20 protein-coding genes are annotated in these 21,181 nt (G+C 67.4%); 8 read left to right on the forward strand and 12 right to left on the reverse strand.

The window, feature by feature from the left end:
- Nucleotides 1-195: 195 nt before the first annotated feature.
- Nucleotides 196-1,554 carry a polysaccharide biosynthesis protein gene (locus ABZ293_RS21465; RefSeq protein ID WP_355183294.1) on the reverse strand — a complete coding sequence of 453 codons (1,359 nt, stop codon included), beginning with the start codon at nucleotides 1,552-1,554 and terminating at the stop codon, nucleotides 196-198.
- 386 nt (nucleotides 1,555-1,940) lie between these two features.
- Between ABZ293_RS21465 and ABZ293_RS21470 the strand changes: the two genes are divergently transcribed.
- Nucleotides 1,941-4,079 (forward strand): hypothetical protein, encoded by a 2,139-nt coding sequence (locus ABZ293_RS21470; RefSeq protein ID WP_355183123.1) that lies wholly within the window; start codon nucleotides 1,941-1,943, stop codon nucleotides 4,077-4,079.
- A gap of 47 nt (nucleotides 4,080-4,126) precedes the next feature.
- Here the strand turns inward: ABZ293_RS21470 and ABZ293_RS21475 are convergent, their stop codons facing one another.
- Together ABZ293_RS21475 and ABZ293_RS21480 are read right to left on the reverse strand one after the other, a co-directional pair.
- Nucleotides 4,127-4,258 carry a hypothetical protein gene (locus tag ABZ293_RS21475; protein ID WP_355183125.1) on the reverse strand — a complete coding sequence of 44 codons (132 nt, stop codon included), beginning with the start codon at nucleotides 4,256-4,258 and terminating at the stop codon, nucleotides 4,127-4,129.
- 68 nt (nucleotides 4,259-4,326) lie between these two features.
- A complete protein-coding gene (locus tag ABZ293_RS21480; protein WP_355183127.1) occupies nucleotides 4,327-5,493 on the reverse strand; it encodes a glycosyltransferase family 4 protein in 1,167 nt (388 codons plus the stop codon).
- A 246-nt stretch (nucleotides 5,494-5,739) separates the two neighbouring features.
- On the opposite strand from ABZ293_RS21480, the gene ABZ293_RS21485 reads away from it, so the two are divergent.
- Nucleotides 5,740-6,486: a class I SAM-dependent methyltransferase gene (locus tag ABZ293_RS21485; RefSeq protein WP_355183296.1), complete on the forward strand. Its 747-nt coding sequence runs from the start codon at nucleotides 5,740-5,742 to the stop codon at nucleotides 6,484-6,486.
- 7 nt (nucleotides 6,487-6,493) lie between these two features.
- Here the strand turns inward: ABZ293_RS21485 and ABZ293_RS21490 are convergent, their stop codons facing one another.
- The gene (locus ABZ293_RS21490) at nucleotides 6,494-6,793 is read right to left on the reverse strand and encodes a hypothetical protein (protein WP_355183129.1); all 300 of its coding nucleotides are present in this window, start codon (nucleotides 6,791-6,793) and stop codon (nucleotides 6,494-6,496) included.
- Nucleotides 6,794-6,993: 200 nt separating this feature from the next.
- On the opposite strand from ABZ293_RS21490, the gene ABZ293_RS21495 reads away from it, so the two are divergent.
- On the forward strand, nucleotides 6,994-8,439 hold the full coding sequence (locus ABZ293_RS21495) for an aldehyde dehydrogenase (RefSeq protein WP_355183131.1): 1,446 nt from the start codon (nucleotides 6,994-6,996) through the stop codon (nucleotides 8,437-8,439).
- A 3-nt stretch (nucleotides 8,440-8,442) separates the two neighbouring features.
- Here ABZ293_RS21495 and ABZ293_RS21500 read toward each other — a convergent pair whose 3' ends face one another.
- From ABZ293_RS21500 to ABZ293_RS21515, 4 genes are all read right to left on the reverse strand, one after another.
- Complete coding sequence (locus tag ABZ293_RS21500; protein ID WP_355183133.1) at nucleotides 8,443-8,664, reverse strand: hypothetical protein; 222 nt, start codon at nucleotides 8,662-8,664, stop codon at nucleotides 8,443-8,445.
- Nucleotides 8,665-9,115: 451 nt separating this feature from the next.
- The gene (locus ABZ293_RS21505) at nucleotides 9,116-10,066 is read right to left on the reverse strand and encodes a helix-turn-helix domain-containing protein (protein WP_355183135.1); all 951 of its coding nucleotides are present in this window, start codon (nucleotides 10,064-10,066) and stop codon (nucleotides 9,116-9,118) included.
- Nucleotides 10,067-10,070: 4 nt separating this feature from the next.
- Nucleotides 10,071-10,352, reverse strand: a complete 282-nt coding sequence (locus tag ABZ293_RS21510; RefSeq protein WP_355183137.1) for a hypothetical protein — start codon at nucleotides 10,350-10,352, stop codon at nucleotides 10,071-10,073.
- Between the two features lie 208 nt (nucleotides 10,353-10,560).
- Nucleotides 10,561-10,926: a helix-turn-helix domain-containing protein gene (locus tag ABZ293_RS21515; RefSeq protein ID WP_355183139.1), complete on the reverse strand. Its 366-nt coding sequence runs from the start codon at nucleotides 10,924-10,926 to the stop codon at nucleotides 10,561-10,563.
- 105 nt (nucleotides 10,927-11,031) lie between these two features.
- Between ABZ293_RS21515 and ABZ293_RS21520 the strand changes: the two genes are divergently transcribed.
- Nucleotides 11,032-11,871 carry an NAD(P)H-binding protein gene (locus tag ABZ293_RS21520; protein WP_355183141.1) on the forward strand — a complete coding sequence of 280 codons (840 nt, stop codon included), beginning with the start codon at nucleotides 11,032-11,034 and terminating at the stop codon, nucleotides 11,869-11,871.
- 239 nt (nucleotides 11,872-12,110) lie between these two features.
- Nucleotides 12,111-12,863: an HD domain-containing protein gene (locus ABZ293_RS21525; protein WP_355183143.1), complete on the forward strand. Its 753-nt coding sequence runs from the start codon at nucleotides 12,111-12,113 to the stop codon at nucleotides 12,861-12,863.
- Between the two features lie 70 nt (nucleotides 12,864-12,933).
- Here the strand turns inward: ABZ293_RS21525 and ABZ293_RS21530 are convergent, their stop codons facing one another.
- A complete protein-coding gene (locus ABZ293_RS21530) occupies nucleotides 12,934-14,766 on the reverse strand; it encodes a phosphoenolpyruvate carboxykinase (GTP) (protein ID WP_355183145.1) in 1,833 nt (610 codons plus the stop codon).
- A gap of 15 nt (nucleotides 14,767-14,781) precedes the next feature.
- On the opposite strand from ABZ293_RS21530, the gene ABZ293_RS21535 reads away from it, so the two are divergent.
- Complete coding sequence (locus ABZ293_RS21535) at nucleotides 14,782-14,994, forward strand: hypothetical protein (RefSeq protein ID WP_355183147.1); 213 nt, start codon at nucleotides 14,782-14,784, stop codon at nucleotides 14,992-14,994.
- 45 nt (nucleotides 14,995-15,039) lie between these two features.
- Here ABZ293_RS21535 and ABZ293_RS21540 read toward each other — a convergent pair whose 3' ends face one another.
- The 3 genes from ABZ293_RS21540 to ABZ293_RS21550 form a co-directional block, all read right to left on the reverse strand.
- A complete protein-coding gene (locus ABZ293_RS21540; protein ID WP_355183149.1) occupies nucleotides 15,040-16,593 on the reverse strand; it encodes a hypothetical protein in 1,554 nt (517 codons plus the stop codon).
- Complete coding sequence (locus ABZ293_RS21545; protein WP_355183151.1) at nucleotides 16,580-17,713, reverse strand: hypothetical protein; 1,134 nt, start codon at nucleotides 17,711-17,713, stop codon at nucleotides 16,580-16,582. Before ABZ293_RS21545 ends, ABZ293_RS21540 begins: the two co-directional genes overlap by 14 nt.
- Nucleotides 17,714-17,838: 125 nt before the next feature.
- Nucleotides 17,839-18,621, reverse strand: a complete 783-nt coding sequence (locus tag ABZ293_RS21550) for an SDR family oxidoreductase (protein ID WP_355183153.1) — start codon at nucleotides 18,619-18,621, stop codon at nucleotides 17,839-17,841.
- Nucleotides 18,622-18,869: 248 nt separating this feature from the next.
- On the opposite strand from ABZ293_RS21550, the gene ABZ293_RS21555 reads away from it, so the two are divergent.
- On the forward strand, nucleotides 18,870-20,210 hold the full coding sequence (locus ABZ293_RS21555) for a lipase family protein (protein ID WP_355183155.1): 1,341 nt from the start codon (nucleotides 18,870-18,872) through the stop codon (nucleotides 20,208-20,210).
- Nucleotides 20,211-20,338: 128 nt separating this feature from the next.
- On the forward strand, nucleotides 20,339-21,148 hold the full coding sequence (trmB, locus tag ABZ293_RS21560) for a tRNA (guanosine(46)-N7)-methyltransferase TrmB (protein WP_355183157.1): 810 nt from the start codon (nucleotides 20,339-20,341) through the stop codon (nucleotides 21,146-21,148).
- Nucleotides 21,149-21,181: the final 33 nt, after the last annotated feature.

Genomic DNA, 21,181 nt, shown 5'->3' on the forward strand with positions numbered 1-21,181 from the left:
CCCGAGTAGGCGATCATCGACGAACAACCGACCCGAACGGACAATCGCCACCCAGCCACGCGACCGCCGACGAACCGCCGCACCCGAGTAGGCGATCATCGACGAACAACCGACCCGAACGGACAATCGCCACCCAGCCACGCGACCGCCGACGAACCGCCGCACCCGAGTAGGCGATCGCTAGCGAACCTGCGGTCAGGCGGGTGATGGGGAGCGGTCGGCGGTTCGCAGGACGATGGCTGCGACCAGGATCGTGGTGGCGGCAGCGACGGCGACGGCAGTGGTGATCAGGGCCGGGACCGAGCGGGCGAAGGAGGCCATCAGGATCAGCTCGACCGCGAGGCCGAGCCACGTCAGTGCGGCAAGGGAGGTGCGGTCTACCGCGATGGCCGAGAGCAGTGCGCCCTGGAGCACCGCCAGGATTGCACCCTGCAGTGCGAACAGCCACAGCATGCCCTGGATCGGCGCATAGTCCTGTCCCGCGAACAGGGGCGCCAGCGGTGCCGTCACCGCCGCACCCACTACCGCGACGATCCCGATGCCGGACAGCACGGCGAGCGCATCCCGGATCGCCCGCGCCGAATGCGTCGGCTGCGCCATCCGCGGATACAACACCACCCCCACCGCCTGCGGCAGCCAGAACGCGATCTTCGTGGCAATCGCCCCGAGCGCATACCGACTCGCATCTGCTTCCGCCAACACAATCCGCGCAACAATCAGATCCGCCGACGACAACGCCATCAATGCCGCCTGCGCCTGCGCCGCCCGCAACACCGGCACCACCCCAACCGCCTGGGCTCCCCCGTCCGAGGCGCCGGATACACCCCAGGCCCATAACCGCGCCACCCACCGATTGGCGCCACGCACTCCTTCGCGGCGGACCGCACGTGTCGTTCCATCGTGGCCAACTCCCTGTGCCGGTTGGCCGGAGCCCACCTCGCGCGTCACATCGCCGGTGCCGCCGACCCCATATCCTGGTGCCTCGGCCTCATCCCGGGGGGACGGTTCCGTTTCCGCATCGGCTGTGGAGCGAGTGCAGGGTGTGGATGCGGTATAGCGGGCGAATACGGCGGCGGCGGCGATGCCGAGGGCGGCAGCCCAGAGGGCGGGCGCGGCGGAGCCGCCCAGTGCGAGGACTACCAGGGCGGGAGCTACGCGTGCGATTCCGGCCGTGCCGAGGACTATCGCCAATGCGCGAAAGCGTCTGCCGCCCTGCAGGATGCCCTGTTCGCCGGATAGCAGCACCAGGGCGGGGGCCGCGCCGAGTGCGGCGGCGCAGGCGACCACGCCGACATTCAGCACCGCGGTCACCAGCGGAACCAACACCGCGGCGACAACCGCGACGATTACCGCACACCGCCACTGCAACCGACGCAGCGCCGAGACGCTCGCGCCGCGCACCAATTCCCGCGCGACCACATTCTGCAAGGCCAGCGCGGGCACCGCGCACAACAACTGCACCGCGAGCAGACTCGCGAATTCGCCGTACCCGCTGACCCCCAACCACCGGCTGGCCAGCATCTGCAGCAGATACCCGGCCACATTCGCCGTCATCGCGCCAGCCGTCACCAACGTCAGATCCGCGACAACGGGTAGACGACGGACGGCAGGCACGCCGCAATCGTCCCACCCACCCCCCCGACCCCCGTACACCCGTCCCAACAAGCCCCACGCCACACCCGCCCAGCCGACCGACACCCCCCAGTGCGATCACGCATTCGTCGAGAATGCGCTGATGCAGGCTGCTCTCGACGTTTACCTGCATGAGCGCATGGTGATCATCCGTCCAGGGGACCGGCAGATTCGCCCGCGCGGGCCCTGCGTTTCTCGGGTGCGAGAATTCGGGCGGCGAAACGCATTCGAATACGGCGTAGGCCCGGGGGCGCGGGTGGGCATGGCCCGGGGCGGGTGGGTTCGCATTCGGGACGTAGGGTGCACGCGTGAGTGACTGGCCGGCTCGGCGCGCACGGTGGGTGCGATTCGCACCGGCCGGGTACAGCGGGGTGTTATCGCTGCTCATTGCCGGTCCACTGCTCGGACCGGGCTATCTGTTGCTGCGCGATGCAGTGAGTACGCCGCGCTCCTATCCGACGGATTCGGCGCTGGGGCTCGGTGCCGCGGCCCCGCGCGCGGTGCCGCAGGACGCGCTGCTCGCGGCGCTGTCATCGATCATCGATGGCGGACTGATCGTCAAAGCAATCCTGGTCGTCGCACTGTGGGCGGCCGGATATGGCGCGGCGGTGCTGGCCCGCGAATTGCTCCGGGTATCGACCGGACCGCAACTGGTCGCGGTCACCGTCGCTCTGTGGAATCCGTATGTGGCCGAACGTCTGCTGCAAGGCCACTGGAGTCTGCTGACGGGCTATGCCGCGCTGCCGTGGACCGCGCTGGCCGCATACCGAATTCGCCAGCGCAACGCGCCGAATGCCGCATTCCGCGCGTTCGACGAGTCTGGTGTGGATCGGCGCATCGCTCCGACCGCCACCAACCGCGCCGATCCGACCGCTACCGCGGCACCTCAGCATCGCAGTCCAGCACAAGCTGCTGATCGCCGCCCGCGATTCCACCGTGCCGCCAAGGCGACAGGGAGTACGGCAGCCTCATGGGCCGCACTGGCCGCATGCTTCGCCGCCGCAGGACTCACCCCGACCGGCGCGCTGCTCGCGGGCGGTACCGCTGTCGTCCTGATCGGACGGCGAAACCTCCTCGGAACACTCGCACTGCTGCTGGTCGCATCCGCGCCGTGGTTGACCGCGACGGCACTGTCCGGCGCAGGCTCCGAACCCTCCGACCCAGCCGGAATCGCCGCCTTCGCCGCCCGCGCCGAACCCGCCCTCGGCACGCTCGGCAGCCTGGCCGGACTCGGCGGCATCTGGAACGCCGATTCGGTCCCGCACTCCCGCACCACCGCACTCGCCCTGATCGGCACCGCCCTCCTCCTGATCCTCGTGGCAACCGGCATCCGCGCCGCTTGGACCAAGAAGACATCCGCGACCGGCACTATCCCGCCCCGCTCCGCAGCCGCCACTGCCCCGGATACCGAATCGGCCACCACCACCACTCATTCGACCCGGTCCACAGCCCCCACCGATATCGAACCCGGCACCACAATCCCGACCGGCCGCACCCCCCATGTCGAATCCGATGCAGCCATTGCCCATTCGACAAAACCCGGGGCCGAGTCCACCGCGATCGATTGCGCGAACATCCGAATTCGGCGCGCACTACTGACACTCGCGGCGGCCGCGGTCGTACTCCCCGCCTTGGGCGCGACAGCGTGGGGCATGAGCGTCATGGAATGGCTTGTCGCCAATGTGCCCGGCACCGGGCTGCTGCGTGACACGCAGAAGTACGTGGCACTGGCAATGCCCGCCTACGCGCTGTGCGCCGCGGCCGGGTGCCGGACCGCTGCCAGGTGGTTCACCACAGCCGCGTCGACCGAACCGCCCACCCGCAACTCACGAACGACCGCAATGTCGCTGACCGCAGCGCTATTCATCGCACTGCTCGTACTGCCGCTGTTCGATCTCGCCTGGGGCGTTGGCAATCAACTGCGTCCGGTGCACTATCCGGTGAGCTGGCAGCAAGTCGCCGACCGGATCGATGGACCTGGCGATATCGCGGTGCTGCCCGGAGGCATGTTCCGGAAATTTCCGTACAGCGGCAAAGTGCCGGTATTGGATCCGGCACCTCGCATGCTGCCTCGTGACGTGCTGCAGACCGGCGAACTCCCGGTGCACGGCCGGACGGTCGCCGGTGAAGGTGCCAGCGCTCGGGAAGTGGAATCCGTACTGCTGCACGGAGGTTCGGCGCGGCAGCTGGCGGACCTCGGTGTCGGCTGGGTCCTGGTCGAGCGCACCACTCCCGGACCACTCGGCGAGTCGAAGGCGACACTCGCCCAATTGACGACGGTCTACACCGACTCCGAACTCGCACTGTACCGAGTCCCCGGCAGCACCGACCGGCCCGCCGAATCACACACCACCCAGCGGGTGATCGCCTATGCCGCCCACCTCATTTGGGCCGCACTGCTGATCGGCGGACTGCTACTGGGCGCACTATGGCGCCCTCCTGCCTGAAAATGCTTGCGCACAATTATCTCGGGTTGCAACAACTCTGTATCCGCCTACGGCGCAGCGGAATTCCGCACCACGACGCCACCTTGTTCGCCGAACAGGGTGATCACACTGCGCACCCAGGGCACCGTCACGATCACCGAGATCGCGTACCAGGACCTATTGGCCGCTGGCACGCCCACCGAAGTCGAGGGCCGATCGGAAATTCGTCCGCGACGGTCCGATCGCCGCGATCGTGGACCGCAGCTGATCAGGGTCCGGGCGGCATGAGGCCCGCGGTGTACTCACCTCGGGCCGCCGCCGCGAGTACCTCATAAACACCGTTTCCCGTTTGCTCCCAGGAGAATTCACGCGCACGGGCACGCGCCTTCTCGCCCATCACGGCACGCGCCTGGGTGTCGTCGAGCAGTTCGCCGACGGAGTCGCCGAGCTGGCCGATATCGTCGACGAGCACTCCGGTCACACCGTCGACAATGGAATCGGTGAGTCCGCGCGAACTGCGGTAGCCGATGGTCGGCACGCCGTGCTGGGCCGCCTCGATCACCGCGAGTCCCCAGCCCTCTTTGCGCGAGGGCAGCACATGCACCCAGGCACGGGCGAGCAGTTCGTGTTTACGCCGCTCATCGACGTGGCCGTGGAAGGTGACCGCATCGGCGATGCCGAGGTCGCGGGCGTCGGCCTTCAGGTTGTCCGCCCACCAGCCGTCGCCGATCACATCCAGCCGCAGGCCAGGGATCCGCTGCCGCAATCGGGCCACGACATTCAGCGCGTCTTCGATCTGCTTGTGCGGCACCAGCCGCGACAGCACCACAATGCGCGGATCATCCGTGCGGGTCTCCGCACAGCCGGTCGGCGCGTCGGTGGGAACAGGTTCGGCGCCATTGCGGACCACCGCGATCCGCGACCCGTCCACGCCGAGCGTGGCCAGTTCCTCGGCCGAGGGCAGCGAAACGGTCAGGTACTGGTTGTTCCGATGCACGCGGGGCGAGAGCCGCGATTCGATCCACCAGCCGATGCGCCCGACGAAATGTCCGGCGACCGGCCACTGCTCCCGATGTCCGTGATGCACAAGCACCACCGATGGCGCATCGGCAGCGATGCCAGCGAAGAAGGGAATGCCGTTCTGGGTGTCGATCACCGCATCCGGGCGCAGCCCGCGCAGCGGCCCGATACCGAGGCGACCGAGAGCGATCGCGATCAGCGCGCGCGGATAGACCGAGAATCGACCGCCCGCCCGGCTGATCTCGATGCCGTCGATCCGCTCCCGTTTCGGCGCACCCGGATAGCGGGCGGTACGCAGGGTGACCTTGACCCCGCGGGCGGCGAGTTGGGCCCCGACCTGCTCCAGGTACCGCTCGCTGCCGCCGCCCTGCGGGTGCCCGGTGTCACGCCAGCACAGCAGGAGGACTTCGCGCACGGTGGAGCTTCTCTCGGTCGACGGGTCCCGGCCGGGACGACGGATATCGCCGTACACACTAACCCGTGTACCCGTCCATCCAGCTCGCACCGCATCGACCCGCCGTGCGATGCGGAATTCCCACTCCGGGCAGGCGGGACGGCAGCGGCATATCGGCTCTGTGCGAGACTCTGCGCCGTGCCGAGAGCTGAAACCGAACCAGCCGAGGCCGTGGCGGCGCACGCCCCACGGCGCACCGGGCCGTCCCTGTCCCGGTTCGCGCGGCGCGCGACATTGCGCCGGTCGCTGCGGCTGCTCGGCAGTTTCCGGTTCGAACAGACCGATCCGGCAGTCTTCTACGGTGGCATTGCCGCCGACAGCGCCGCGATGATCGGCGATTTCTATGCCGATATAACCGGAATGGGGCTCGACGGCGCGACGATCCTCGATGTGGGCGGCGGCCCCGGCTACTTCGCCGACGAATTCGTCAAGACCGGTGCGCGCTATATCCCGGTCGAGCCCGATCCGTCGGAGATGCATGCCGCGGGACTGTCGGTGCCCGGGGCGGTGCGCGGCTCGGGCATGGCACTGCCGTTCCGCGACGACGCCGTGGATATCTGCTTCTCCTCGAATGTCGCCGAGCACGTGCCGCAGCCATGGGTCATGGCCGATGAGATGGTGCGGGTAACCCGCCCCGGCGGTTTGATCGTGTTGTCGTACACGGTGTGGCACGGCCCATTCGGCGGTCACGAGACCGGTCCGTGGCACTACCTCGGTGGGGAGTACGCCGCGCGCCGGTACCGCCGCAAGACCGGCCGGGAACCGAAGAATCGCTTCGGCAAGTCGCTGTTCGCGGTCGGCGCCGCCGATGGGTTGCGTTGGGCGGCAAGCACTTCCGCCGATGTGCGCACCGTCTTTCCGCGCTACCACCCGCGATGGGCGTGGTGGGTGGTTCGGGTACCGATACTGCGAGAGTTACTGGTGAGCAATCTGGTGGTAGTGGCAACCAAGTAGGGTGCGACTACTTCTCCAGCCAGCCCCGTCGCCAGCTCCTGCGCCCGCATGCGTTGGCCGTTGCCGCCCAAGGCGATTCCTGAATCGCCAGGCCGACCGTCTCCAGCGTGGTTAGTCCGACTTGATCGGCTAGCAGTCCGACGACCGCCACCGCCTCGGCGGCCTGCATGGCCGCTGTTGCCTGCTCGATGGTCAGCGTCCGGCCCGGCAGGAAAGAGACCACCCACCCGCCCGTGCCAACACTTTTAGCCTGATGCTCGGTCTGATCACTGGTCATCAGCGACCGGCCGATTACTTGCACCGCCATGACTCGGACTCCCCAATTGCGTAACGAATCGAGCGAGCTGAACTGTTGCTACAGCATGACCGTTGCGGCAACAGAACGCAATAGTGCGTTCTCTGAAAAGCGAACCGACAGGTCGGAATTCGCCCTGTTCAGAATGCTGTTCGAACGGAAAACTGAAACAGGTTACAGACAATCGGGCGGCAAAACTGTAACGTGTTCTCATGCATTACGACAGCTTGTTCATCGGCGGCCGCTGGACCGCGCCAGCCTCCACCGAGCGCCTCCAGGTCATCTCACCCGCGACGGTCGAGACGGTGGGCAGCGTCCCGGTGGTGGGTCGCGCCGACGTCGATGCGGCCGTCGCCGCCGCCAGGCACGCCTTCGACAACGGTCCGTGGCCGTCCACCCCGCCCGAAGAGCGTGCCCAGGTCCTGTCGCGTGCCGCGCGCCTGATCGAGGAGCGTTCGGCCGATCTGCTCGCCACGCTCACCGCGGAGATGGGCGCACCGCAGATGATCGCCATGACGCTCAACCAGATTCCGGCGGTAGCTGCGCTCGACTCGTATGCCGGACTGGCAAAGTCCTTCCCCTGGAACGAAACCCGCACCGGCATGTTCGGCACCTCGCGGGTCTCGCGGGAGCCGCGCGGTGTCGTCGCGGCCATTACCGCCTGGAACGTGCCGCTTTTCCTCGCGGCCAATAAGCTCGCGCCCGCCTTGCTCGCCGGGTGCACGATCGTGCTCAAGCCCGCGCCGCTGACCCCGTTGACCGCCAATAAGATCGCCGACATCTTCACCGACGCGGGCCTGCCCGAGGGTGTGCTGTCGATCCTGCCCGCCGAGGCCGACGCTGCCGAGTACCTCGTCTCCCATCCGGGCGTCGACAAGATCACCTTCACCGGCAGCACCGCGGTCGGCCGCAAGATCGGCGCGATTGCGACCGGTCAGCTCAAGAGCGTGTCGCTCGAACTCGGCGGCAAATCCGCGGCAATCCTGTTGCCCGATATGGATATCGCCGCCAACATTCCGGTGCTCGCCTTCTCCGGCCTGATGAACAGCGGCCAGGGCTGTGTCGCGCAGACCCGCATCCTCGCGCCGCGCAGCCGCTACGACGAAATCCTGGACGCGCTGGTCGAACACGTGAAGACGCTGAAGACCGGCGATCCCACCGACCCGGCGACGACCTTCGGCCCACTGATCTCCGAACGTCAGCGCGATCGCGTCGAGGGTTACATCGCCAAGGGCAAGGAAGAGGGCGCGCGGCTGGTGCTCGGCGGCGGCCGGCCGGCGGATGTGGATCGCGGCTGGTTCGTCGAGCCGACCATTTTCGCCGATGTCGACAATAAGTCGACGATCGCACAGGAAGAGATCTTCGGCCCGGTCCTCTCGGTCATCCCCTATGAGACCGAGGACGAGGCGGTGGCCATCGCGAACGACTCCGTCTATGGCCTGGCCGGTTCGGTCTGGACCACCGATATCGAGCACGGTGCGGAGATCGCGGCGCGGGTGCGCACCGGCACCTACGCGATCAACTGGTACGCGTTCGATCCCGGCTCCCCGTTCGGCGGGTACAAGACCTCCGGCCTCGGCCGGGAGAACGGACCGGAGGGTCTGGACGCCTTCTGCGAGCAGAAGTCGCTGCTGATGCCGCTGGGGTGGACGGGGTAATTACTACTCCGGCATAACCACCCGGAGAACGGGCTGGCGACGATGGCTACCCAGTGCACTCTGGGTGTCACGTGCACGGGGCGCGTCGATGATTTCGACGCGCCAGCCGGGCGGCAGCGCCGCCTGCAACCGGCCAGCGGCGCGCTGCAACGGCGTGCTCGCCGTCGCCGGCTCGATTCCGGCTACCTGGGGCGTTACAAATGGGCCGATGTCCAGATCGGTCATTGCTCCAACCACCTCTCGCGCGTCGATCTCATCATTGGCCGCGACGACGCGGGTTCACGAGTCGAAAAGGGAAGTAGTTCAGTCGATCTCAGGTCACGCAGTTAACGTCAAGCAATCTGACTGGTCGATTATGAGACTGAGTACTCGCAAAGCATAAGCCACCGCCGGGCATACATCACATGCCTGGCATCGACCTCGAAGCGCTGTTCGGGCAAATCCACGGTAGCGCACCCGACGCCCCAGGTCCTGTGATCTGGAACACTGCCCGGTCGCAGCACCGCAAGTGCACTCACGTACCAACGACCGCCCGCCCTGCGCTAGCGCCGCATCCAGCTAGCTCCTGCTGCCTCCCGCCCTGAGGCCGGGTCTGTCGAAGGTATTCGAATGGTGGTCGCCAAGGCCGTATTCGACCGCCGCATGACTACGCTCGGCGAGCAGTCGGAGGGGGAGGTCAGCGACGCAGCGACCGGCGATATCCGGCGGGCGTCGTGCCGGTGGCCGCGCGAAGATGCACCCGCAGCGCCGTGATGCTGCCGAACCCGGACTGCGCCGCAACGACTTCGACGGGCAGTTCGGTGGTCTCCAGCAATTCCCGAGCGCGCACCGTGCGCTGCGCCTCCAGCCAACGCCGCGGCGTGCTGCCGACCTCGGCCTTGAAGCGGCGAATGAAGGTGCGCTCACTCATCAGCGCATGCCCGGCGAGCGCCGAAACATCCGGTGCCTGTACCGGATTCGCCACCGCCCAGGCCATGGTGGCGGCAAGCGTGCCGGGGAAGTCATTGCCGCCCAAGGCATCCGGAATGTACTGCGCCTGGCCGCCCTCGCGGTGCGGCGGCGTCACATTCCAGCGGGCCAGCTCCGCTGCCGCGCCCGCACCGAGTTCGCGGCGCACGATGTGCAGGCACAGATCCATCCCCGCGGACAGACCGGCCGAGGTGAGCACATCACCGTCGTCCACATACAGCGCTGCGGGGTCGAGCTTGACTGCCGGGAACAGCTCGGCGAATTCATCGCAATACGCCCAGTGGGTGGTGGCAGGGCGTCCGTCCAGCAGACCGGCCCGCGCCAATATGAATGCACCGGTGCAGATGCTGACCATTGTCGCCCCCCGCGCCGCGGCGGCCCGCAGCGCATCCAGCACCTCCTCGGGCGGCGGCCAGGTGGGCAATCCGATCCCCGGCACCACCACGATATCGGCGCTCTCGAGCGCCTCGAGTCCGTCGTCCACCTCGAGCCCGAACCCATTTGGCGTCCACACCGCCCCCGGCCGCACCCCGCAGGTCCGCATCTCGAACCCCACCGGCTCACCGGTCTTACCCGGACCGTGCCGAAACGCCTGCACCGCACACGCCAGGTCATAGGTCATGACCCCGTCCAGCGCCAACGCAACAACCTGCTTCACCCCCTCAGTCTGGCATGAATCCGAGTATTGCCGCTATTCCCGCCAGACGCCCTTGCGCCGTACCTGCCAGTCCCTCGGCGTCGAATCGTCCTGTGGCGGTGAGGAGTTCGGCGAGGTAGCCGATGACCCGGCGTTTGTGCTGGTCGGCCGCATGGTGGGCAGCGGAATTCGGGTCGGCCACCTCCACCATGGCGGGCCACGCCTCGACGACCAAGGCACGCAACCGGTCAGCAACCACATCCTGTGCACGCTGGCTGCTGTGCCGCGCTTGCACTGTGGTCGGCACAGCAGCTGCGGAGGGACGCTAATCGCGAGGCAGCTCGGCAACCGCGAAAGTTACTCCGACAGAACTGGATTCGCGAGACCAATCCTGCGTCCGAATAACTCCTGCCGTATCGCCCCCTAGGTGGTCCAGGGGCGTTCGAAGATAGTCGAATGGTGGTTGCCCAGGCCAACTACGCTCGGCGAGCAGTCGGCGGGGGTGGGGCAGCGAGCTATCGGGACGGGGCACTTTGGCGGTCGTGGCGGCTCTGGGCAGCCATGACCTCGACGGTGTTCTGGCGGATCCAACCCAGGAACTGCTGCAGGGACTCGGTGAGGCCCTGACCGAGTGCGGTCAGTTCGTAGCTGACGCGGGGCGGGGTGGTCGGCTCGACGGTGCGCGCGATCAGGCCGTCCCGCACCAGCGTGCGCAGTGTTTGTGACAGCATCTTCTCGCTGATCCCGCCGATCATGGCGTTCAACTCCGAAAACCGCAGCGGCCCATTGCCGAGGGCGGTCAGGATCAGCATGCCCCAGCGGCTCGTGATGTGGTCGAGCACCTCGCGGGCCGGGCAATCACTGTTGAATGCGTCACTCATGTCCCGCCAGGCAGGGTGCCGAACCTGCGAACGTACCGTCATTTCCGGAGCTTACCTCAAGGTATGTCCTTTCTAGAAGTAAGTTCATGGGCCTACGCTGCCGCCATGGTCACAGTCATTTTTGGAGCCAGGGGCAATGTCGGCCGGCACGTCGCGGCGGGACTGATTTCACAGGGCGAGCAGGTCCGTCTGACGAGCAGGGAACCCGCCACCGCGGACTTCCCGCCGGCCGCACAGGTCGTCGCGGCCGATCTCGAACACCCGGAGACGCTGCCCGCCGCACTCGAAGGCGCGGAGCAGGTGTTCCTCTATGCCAAACCCGACGGCATCGACGGTTTCGTCGCGGCGGCCGAATCCGCCGGAGTGCGGCATGTGGTATTCCTGTCGTCCGGGGCCGTGCTGCTGGCCGATGCCGCGGACAACCCGATTGCCCGGATGCACGCCGTCATCGAGTCCGCCATCGAAAAGTCCGCCTTGGACTGGACATTCATCCGACCCGGCATGTTCGCCACCAACGCACTGTGGTGGTGGCAGCGGTCCATTCGTGACGAAGGCGTCGTCCGGATGCCCTATGCCGACGCCCGCACGGCACCCATCCACGAGAAGGATCTGGCCGCGCTCGCGGTGACCGCGCTAACCGAACCGGGGCACGAAGGCCACGCCTATCCCGTATGGGGCCCGGAGGCACTGACCCTGCGCGAACAGGTCGAGCACATCGGTGCGGCCATCGGCCGCGAGATCAGCCTCGAGGTGATCCCCGTCGAACAGGCGCGCGCGGAACTCGGCAGGACCATGCCATCGATCGGCGTCGATGCCGTCCTGGCCGGATGGGCGGCCGGACGCACCACGGCACCGCAGGTCTCGACCATTATCGAGGAGGTCACCGGTCACCCTGCGCATTCGTTCGCGCAGTGGGCAAGAGACCACGTGACCGACTTCCGTTGAGCAGTCGACTCGGCCGCTAGGTAAAGCCCGTACGACACGGCAACCTGTCGTTCGGGCAGCTGCCGCTCCTGTCGTTCGAGCTGGCAGCCCATTGGGAGAATCGGATGCACCAGGTAAAGTACGCTTCCGCCCCTCGGATTGGCGTGAATCCGAGCATTACTGGCATATCTGCCACTCGTCGCCGATCGACCAGGGCGCTTCACTGAACAGCGAGCAGCGTTCGAGAGAAGGAGAACGACGTGGGTGCGCCTGCTGGCATCGATTGGGAATGGGCGACGCGGACCGGAGGGACGCTCTCTGGCGCACAGCACCGGCAACTGGCGGTCGAGGTCGCGCGCACACTGCCGAAACTGGGTGGCGCGCAGCTCAAACGGATGCTCGGCAGACATGGCACCGGGCGCCTGGAGTTCGCCGGACTGCGCGTGCCCGATTCGAAACTCGCCAAGGCGGCGGAAACCGAAGCCCGCGAATCGCTGTCGATCCATATGCTCGAGCATTCATATCGCACCTATTTCTTCGGCCGGGTGCTCGCCGAACTCGACGGTGTTCGCTACGACGACGAGTTGGTCTATATCGCCTGCCTGCTACATGATCTGCAGCTCGAAAGCCCCACCCCGGGAAGATGTTTCGCGGTGGCCGGTGGCGAACGGGCGGCGGCTTTCGCGGTGCGCGAGGGTGCGGAACCGGAACGCGCACAGGCGATCGGGGCCGCGATCGCCGCGCACATCACCCCCGGCGTTGCCGATGATCTGAGCGATCCCGGCGGATTCGTATCGGCGGGCGCATCGGTGGATGTGATCGGTGCGCGCTATCCGGAACTGGACCCGGAGTGGGTCGCGCAACTGTTGCAGCGCCATCCGCGCCATGAGGTCAAGCGGCATCTGATCGCCGCGTTCAAGGCCGAGGCCGAGGCGGTACCGAAGGGCCGCGCCGCCCTGCTGAACAGTGTCGGCTTTCTGCAACTCGTCCGAATGGCCCCGTACTCCGAATAACCTGCTGAATAACCGAATTCGCCCGCACCATTTCGGAAAATGGTGCGGGCGAATAAGTTTCAGGGCGCAATCAGCCCAGGCGCTCCTTCAGCGCCTCGAACTCGTCGCGCACTCCGGAGGGCAGCTTATCGCCGACGAATTCGAACCACTCCTCGATGAGCGGGATCTCCTTGCGCCACTCGTCGGCGTCGACGGCCAGCGCCTCGTCGACATCGACGGGGTCGACCTTCAGACCCTCGAGGTCGAGCTGCGCGGCGGTGGGCACATTGCCGATCGCGGTCGGCTCGGCCTGCGCCGAACCCTCGATCCGGCCGACGATCCACTCCAGCACGCGGGAGTTCTCACCGAATCCGGGCCACAGGAAGCGGCCGTCGCCACCGCGCCGGAACCAGTTGACGTAGAAGATCTTCGGCAGCTTGTTCGCATCCGCGTTCTTGCCGACATTGATCCAGTGGTTCAGGTAGTCACCGACGTGGTAGCCCATGAACGGCAGCATGGCCATCGGGTCGCGACGCACGGTGCCGACCTTGCCCTCGGCCGCGGCGGTCTGCTCGGACGACAGGGTGGCGCCCATGAAAACGCCGTGCTGCCAGTCGAAGGACTCGGTCACCAGTGGGACCGTGGTCTTGCGGCGGCCGCCGAACAGGATCGCCGAAATCGGCACGCCCTGCGGGTCGTCCCATTCCGGAGCCAGGGTCGGGCACTGCGACATCGGCGTGCAGTAGCGCGAGTTCGGGTGCGCGGCAAGCGTTTCGGTCTCCCGCAGGTACCAGTCGTTGCCCTTCCAGTCGATCAGGTGATCGGGCTCGCCCTCCAGGCCCTCCCACCAGACATCGCCGTCATCGGTGAGCGCGACATTGGTGTAGACGGTGTTGCCCGCCTCGACGGTCGCCATGGCGTTCGGGTTGGAGCTGCGGTTGGTGCCCGGCGCGACGCCGAAGAACCCGAACTCCGGGTTCACCGCGTACAGGCGGCCGTCCTTGCCGAAACGCATCCAGGCAATGTCATCGCCGAGAGTCTCCGCGCGCCAGCCGGGAACCGTCGGCTGGATCATCGCGAGGTTGGTCTTACCGCAGGCGCTCGGGAAGGCCGCGGCGATGTAGTACGCCTTGTTCTCCGGGGAGATCAGCTTGAGGATCAGCATGTGCTCGGCCAGCCAGCCCTCGTCATGGGCCATGGCCGAGGCGATGCGCAGCGAGTAGCACTTCTTGCCGAGTAGCGCGTTGCCGCCGTAGCCGGAGCCGTAGCTCCAGATCTCGCGGTCCTCGGGGAAGTGGGTGATGTACTTGGTGTCGTTGCACGGCCACGGCACATCGGCCTGGCCGTCGGCCAGCGGCGCGCCGACGGAGTGCAGCGCCTTCACGAACGGCTTATCGGTGCCGAGCTTCTCCAGCGCGGCGGTGCCCATCCGGGTCATCACGCGCATCGACGCCACGACGTATTCGGAGTCGGTGATCTCCACACCCAGCTTGGGGTCCTCGGCACCGAGCGGGCCCATGCAGAACGGCACCACGTACATGGTGCGGCCCTTCATCGAGCCGCGGTACAGCTCGGTCATGGTGGCGCGCATCTCGGTGGGGTCGACCCAGTTGTTGGTGGGGCCCGCGTCGGCCTCGGTCTTGGAACAGATGTAGGTGCGGGATTCGACACGCGCCACATCGGAGGGATCGGAGAGGGCGAGGAAAGAGTTCGGCTTCTTCTCCTCATTGAGCTTCTTGAAGGTGCCCGCCGCGACGAGCTGGGTGGTCAGCCGATCCCACTCCTCATCGGAACCGTCCGCCCAGACCACTCGCTCTGGCTGAGTGAGTTCTGCGACGTCCTGTACCCAGGCGAGTAGTTCGCTGTGCTCGGTCGGCTGCTTGCCGTCGGAATCGCGAAGACCAGGAATGGTCGCTGAGGTCATGAAATCTCTCCTGAGATGGGCGGCTTCGGTGTCGCCGCCTGGGCTGACCATTTCGAGCGACCTGCGAGCAGTCGCTACGGTATGGCCCATGACCAGCGCGAACACACCGAGCGCCACCGTTGGCGGGAAGGCACCCGCTACGACCAGTCGAAAGCGCGCCATGGCTGGACCGCGTACAAGGACGAAGCGGACGCCCAGGTTCCTGCTTTAGAGGTTAACGCGATGTGACGGCCAGTACGGAATCGGGTTCCCCCAGGAGTACCCACTAATTACCTAATCAAAAGATGTTCTGCACCGATCGAGGATGGCGATATCACGTTCGCAGGCGGCAAGCTGTCCGGGTTGCTCCGCCGCGGCCCGGCGCAGTTTGGCCTCCAATTCGGCCACCTGACGGTCGATTTCGACGATTCGCTCGGTGCTCGCGCGCATTACCCGATCCGATAGCGCGGTCTCCGATTCCACCAGCGCGGTGGCCACGCGCTGCTCCAGCTGGGCCTTCACATTCACCAATGCGTCAGCGACCCATTGACGCAGATGGGCGCGATCGGCCACCTGACCGCGGGCACGCACCACCCAGGCCGCCGCACCCGCTCCGAGCAGCAGCGTCACCGGAACGGTCGCGAAATCCAGTGCCTGCACGAGCGAGAACGGGGCGACCAGTAGGCGTCCGATGCCGACCCCGGCGGACGCACCGAGCGCGATCATGAGGTGATCTTCGACACCCCGGTGCCTCGGCTCCGGATCCGGGCCGACGCGGGGTGCCGGATCGCGCCAGCGCGGTGGCAGACCGAGGTCCGGTTCGGGTGCCGCGCCCAGTCGGGAGGTGAGTTCCGCGAGCCGCTGGTCGATGGCTCCGTCCAGCGCGATGGTCAGCTCGTTGGCCGCCTGCTGCAGCCGTTCCGGATAGTCGCCGAATTCGGCGCGGCGCAGCCGATCGAGTTCGCCGCGGGCGGCGGTGTGCAGTGCCCGCACCCTGGCCCCGACGTCGGTCATCAGATCGACCCGAGCCAGATGGAGCTGGCTGCGCAAGCTGGACATGGCCGTGGCCCGGCCGCCGTCGCGCCCGGCGAGCAGGACCGCGCGCTCCTCGCGCCACTGGATCGGCGCCGCACCCGAGCGCAGCACCGCGACCTGCTCCGCGACCCGCCTGCGGGTATCGGCCAGCACCCGTGCGGTGACGGCGGCGACCCGGTCGTCGGATACGGTGCCCGTCGTCGCGGCGGCCAGTTCCGCGTGCAGTGCGCCGAGTCCGGAGCGATCGAGCAGACTCGCATCTCCCGCCGTGCGGCCCGCCACCGCGAGCCGAGCGGAAACCGGCACGACCTCGAGATCATCGATGCCCTGTGCGCTGAGCAGCTCGAGGTTGTGCGCATGCACGGCCCGCCAGTCCTGATAGGCGTGAATGCCGTTCATGGCGAGCAGGATTCGGGTGCCGTCGGCCCGCAGGCGATCCATCAGGTGGAGCGTGTCCGCGCCGAGGGCGCTACCGGCGTCCAACAGAATGAGTGCGACCGCCGATGGCGCGGTGCCCGACGGCGAGGTGGTTTCGACCGCGGCACTGGCGTCGGGTACCGGATCCGACAGTGCGATCCGCGGCTCGAAGCGCGCCAACTCCGTGCGCAACAAGCTGGTATTCGCGTCGTCGGGCCCGATCAGGGTGACCGCCGAGGCCACCCCCGTCCCCCGCACCGCCCGCAACAGCGCTGTCCCCTGCGGATTCCATCGCGCGACGACCGCCTCGACCTCCGGTGTCAGCATCGGATCTTTGGCGTCGGGCGGTGTCACTGCCGCGGGCGCACCCGCGGCAGGTTGTTCAGAGTCCGGCACTGCTCATCCGTTCCCATAGGCGGATGTAGCCGTTGTGGACGCGCAGTGCGGCGCGGCGGGCGGCGGGTGACATATCGCTGGAGACCACGGCGCGCCAGCGGGCAGCGCGGGCCAGGGCGTCATCGGCGTCGGCCGGTGCCGGTGCGCGATATCCGGCGGCGAGGTGGGTGACCTCCGGATAGGCCAGACCTGCGCAGAGGCCGAGCCAGCGGGCGTCATCGCCGAAGAGGTAGTCCTCCAGCACGTCCCGGGTGTCGGCGCCGTCGACCGGGACGGCACGCGCGGCCAGCCGGGTCAGTTCGTCGAGGAGTTCGCCGCCGCGCAGCGCGGAGAGCTGTTCGTAGCGGAGGTGCAGCAGGCGGTGCAGCGGATCGATACCGCTGGCCGCATGCATGGTCTGCAGCAGTGCGTGCGAGCCGAGATCGGGGTCCCGGCGCAGCGCGGCGAGCGCACAGGTGATGCCGTAGAGGTCCCAGCGCTGCAGCAACTGCTCGCGCTCGGCGACATCGGGCCCGGCCGAGGCCGCGACGAACAGATCGGGCGAGAGCGTCAGCGCGGGATCCGCGGTCTCGGCGAGGCGGCGCAGCGTGACCATATCGGCCTCGGTCAGCGCACCGGCCCTGGTGCGCACGGCCAGCGAGGCGACCACCGGCAGTGTGACGGTACCGAGGCCGCCGCTGTACTGCTCGGCGGCGGCCACCGCATCGCCCCACCGGGATCCGATCGCATCGGCCTTGTTCAATACCGCGACCGTGCGCTCCGGCGGCAGTTGGGCGAGTATCCGCCGGTCCGCGGGCTGCGGCGCGCCCGAGAGGACGTAGACGATGATGTCGGCGTCGAGTTCGGGATCGGCTACTCCCGGCTCGTCCACCGGCGCGGTTTCCACCGCCGACATCAGCGCGAGCGCATGCAGCACGGTGGTCCGGCCGGTGTGCGCGCGGCCGGTCACCTGAATGCGCGGCGGCCGCCGCCACCGCGCGATGGCGGCCCCCACCTGGCCCACGATCCGCGGATCCGCACCCGAACGCAGCGTGGCGAGCAGGTGGTCGAGTTGGTCGAGTTCCCGCGCAGGTCCGCCCGGTCGGATCCGGGGCCCGTCGGATTCGGTGGCTGTCGGCAAAGCTGCACACCCCCTTTTCGGTGCGCAATTCTTGCAGACTTCGGGCCGAGGTATCGGCCGGACGCAGCGACTGCTCGCAGGTCGCTCGAAAGGGTCGGCACACCCTCGCGAACGGCTCGAAAGGATCAGCTGCCGCTGAAGTATTTATTCGCGGTGCGCACGGCCCAGTTCGGCGCGTATTTGGCGGCGGTCGCCAGTACCTTTGCCTGCGTACCGATTTCGTAGTGCACGCGCGGCAGCCGACCGCGCTTGCGGGTCGCGTCCCAGATGCCGTTCGCGACATCGGTGGCGGTCAGGCGCACGCCGAGCGATTTGGTCGAGGCGGTCTCCACCCCGTCCACCATGGCGGTCGACACGAACAGCGGCCACACCGCGATCACCCGGATATCGTGCTGCTCCCATTCCAGATCCAGTGCCTCGGTGAGGCTTTTGACCGCCGATTTGGTCGCGCCGTAGCTGGCCAGTTCGGGCTGACCGTAGATCGCCGAGGCCGAGCACAGATTCACCACCTGCGCACCCGGCGTATCGCGCAGATAGGTGAACGCCGCATGCGTGCCCGCGATCACCCCGCCGAGATTGACATCGACAATCGCCTGGTGGGTGGCGAGGTCGATCGATTCGAACGGACCCGCACGCAGGATGCCAGCGTTATTGATGAGGATGTCGAGCCGCTGCTCATCGGCGTGGAACTCGGCGAGACGTTCGGTCCAGTGCGTGTCGTTCGTCACATCCAGCACCCCGGTCCGCACGCTGCCGTCGGTGGCGTGGATATCGGCGGCGAGCCTGGTCAGGCCCACCTCATCGATGTCGTAGGCGCCGACGTGGTACCCCTGTGCAGCGAAAAGTAGGGCCGTGGCCCGGCCGATACCCGCCGCCGCACCGGTAATGAACACAGTCGGTCTGCTCATGCGCGCAGTCTAGTGCGACGGCAAGCCCCCTACCTCGGGGTTCCCACAGATACCCGCGGTCACCTAATCTGACCTGACGGTCAGCACGATAGTCGCTGCGCGGCTTAACTTTTCGAGCCCGCAGCACGAACGACGGTCCGTAAGAAAAAAACTTACATAACCACGCGAGGCCCCAGGGGCTCCGCGAGTCGGTTAGCCTGCCGACCTGAACGGAACGCGTTCCGTTCAGGTCTGATGAGGAGGTTGCCGTGGACATCGATGTCATCGGTGCTGGCGAGCCGGGTGCGTCCGGCGATGGTGAACCACTGCTACCCAGTGTCGACCCGTTCCTGCGGCCGCCGAAGGGCTTCGCGTCCCGTCCGCCCGGCACCATCCTGCGCAGCCGCCGCGTCGAACTCGCACTGTTCGGCCTTGTGCCGCAGCGGGTCTCGGCATGGCAGCTGCTCTACCGCAGCTGCGATCTGCACGGCACACCGGAGGCGGCGATCACCACGGTGCTGTTGCCGCTGGACGCCGAGCCGGACGAGGACCGCCCGCTGCTGGCCTTCCAGACCGCCATGGATGCGGTCGCCGAGCGGTGTTCGCCGTCCTACGCATTGCGTCGCGGTTCCCATGCGCTCGGCTCGGTCACCCAGTTCGAATGGATGCTGGTGGCCAATGCCCTGCGCCGGGGTTGGGCGGTGAGCATCGCCGATCACGAGGGTCCGCACGGGAACTTCGGCGCGCCGCGCGAGCCCGGCTACCGCGGACTCGACGGGATCCGCGCGGCACTGCGCTTCGCCCCGCTCGGTCTGCGGCCCGACACCCGGGTCGGGGTGTGGGGTTATTCCGGTGGTGGCATGGCCAGTTCTTGGCTGGTCGAGATGGCGCCGACCTACGCACCGGAGATCGATATCGTCGGCGCCGTGCTCGGTGCGCCGGTCGGCGATCCCGGACAGGTCTTCACCCGGCTGAACGGCGGACATTACGCCGGACTGCCCGCGATCGTGGTCGCGGCGCTGCGCCGGTTGTATCCGGCGCTGGCCGCGGTATTCGACAGCGACTGCGATGCCGAGGGGCATCGGCTGATCGAACGCGCCGAACGGGCGACACCGCTCTCGGCGATACTCGGCCTCGTCAATAGAGATGTCGGCCACCATCTGACCCGACCGCTCGAGGAGGTGCTCGCCGCACCCGATATGCAGGTCATGCTCGCCGATCTGCGGCTCGGCCACTCCACCCCGACCTGTCCGCTGCTCATCGTGCAGCCGGTGCACGACCAGATCATTCATATGGATGGCGTGGACGGCCAGGTCGAGCGGTATCGGCGGGGCGGTGCGCAGGTCACCTATGTGCGTGATCGGCTCAGCGAACACTTCTCGCTGCTTCCGCTGGCCACCCCGATCAGTCTGGACTGGCTCAGTGATCGGCTGGCCGGGCAGCCGGTGCACGAGGAGAGCGACAGCACGGTGTGGTCGGTCGCGGCCTCACCCGCCGGGGTGCGCGGGCTGTTGGAGATGCTCGGGACCGCGCTCAAAGTGGCACTGGGCAAGCCGCTGCGTCAGGAGACCGCGCCGACGAAGCGAATCAGCCGCGTACGCGCCGCCTGAGCGGGGCGAGCGGGCCCGCCGCGAGCAGCCGGCCGGCCCTCGCGACCAGGTCGCCAAGGGCCCCTTTCGAGCGACCCACAGGCAATCGCCAGCGGCCGATTGCCGCCCTGATCATCCGATGCTGGACAATGGACCGCGTGAACGACGCCGCGAACCACACTGCCGAGTCAGTTCCCGGACCGCCGTCCACAGCTTCGGCTCCGGCGGACGGTGGATCCCGAAAGGGCTCGGGCTCCCGCCTGTACCCCCGAGTAACGAGCTTCCGCTCGCGCCGGGGCGCACTGACCGCGACCCAGCAGCAATCCTGGGATCGCACCTGGCCGCGCATCGGCCGCGATGTGGCCGACGAGCCATTGGACGCCACGGCCTGGTTCGGGCGGGAGGCCCCGCTGGTCATCGAGATCGGTTGTGGCACAGGCACCGCCACCGCGGCGATGGCACAGGCCGAACCCCATTTGAACCTGATCGGCATCGAGGTCTACCAACCCGGCCTCGCCCAACTGGTGCAGCGCGTCGAGCGCGAGCACATCGACAACATCCGCCTGCTGCGCGGTGATGCCGTCGACGTGCTGGAAAATATGATTGCTGAGCAGTCGCTCACCGGCGTGCGAGTCTTCTTTCCCGACCCATGGCCGAAGGCCAGACACCACAAGCGACGGCTGCTGCAGCCATCGACGGTGGCGCTGATCGCGAATCGCCTACGGCCGGGCGGGGTATTGCACGTCGCGACCGACCACGCCGACTACGCGGAATTCATCGCCGAGGTCGGCGCGGCGGAACCACAGCTCATCGGCCTGAACGAGACCACCGGCGGACACAGCGCGGAACATCGCGACAGCGCGCCGATCGGCTTCGAAAGGCCGGTCACCAAATTCGAAGGCAAGGCACATCGCGCAGGAAGCGCCATCAACGAGTTCATATGGGGGAAGATCGGATGATGAGCGAGCCCAGCGAGCGAGTGATTAGCTCAG

Source organism: Nocardia sp. NPDC005998 (genome assembly GCF_040614395.1).
Lineage (GTDB): Bacteria > Actinomycetota > Actinomycetes > Mycobacteriales > Mycobacteriaceae > Nocardia.

Coding starts and splice junctions, on each gene's coding strand:
- ABZ293_RS21535 (WP_355183147.1), top strand. CDS start 14,782: ATGGGCGGCTTCGGTGTCGCCGCCTGGGCTGACCATTTCGAGCGACCT.
- ABZ293_RS21530 (WP_355183145.1), bottom strand. CDS start 14,766: ATGACCTCAGCGACCATTCCTGGTCTTCGCGATTCCGACGGCAAGCAG.
- ABZ293_RS21515 (WP_355183139.1), bottom strand. CDS start 10,926: ATGAGTGACGCATTCAACAGTGATTGCCCGGCCCGCGAGGTGCTCGAC.
- ABZ293_RS21520 (WP_355183141.1), top strand. CDS start 11,032: ATGGTCACAGTCATTTTTGGAGCCAGGGGCAATGTCGGCCGGCACGTC.
- ABZ293_RS21490 (WP_355183129.1), bottom strand. CDS start 6,793: ATGGCGGTGCAAGTAATCGGCCGGTCGCTGATGACCAGTGATCAGACC.
- ABZ293_RS21495 (WP_355183131.1), top strand. CDS start 6,994: ATGCATTACGACAGCTTGTTCATCGGCGGCCGCTGGACCGCGCCAGCC.
- ABZ293_RS21500 (WP_355183133.1), bottom strand. CDS start 8,664: ATGACCGATCTGGACATCGGCCCATTTGTAACGCCCCAGGTAGCCGGA.
- trmB (WP_355183157.1), top strand. CDS start 20,339: ATGGACCGCGTGAACGACGCCGCGAACCACACTGCCGAGTCAGTTCCC.
- ABZ293_RS21550 (WP_355183153.1), bottom strand. CDS start 18,621: ATGAGCAGACCGACTGTGTTCATTACCGGTGCGGCGGCGGGTATCGGC.
- ABZ293_RS21465 (WP_355183294.1), bottom strand. CDS start 1,554: ATGACGGCGAATGTGGCCGGGTATCTGCTGCAGATGCTGGCCAGCCGG.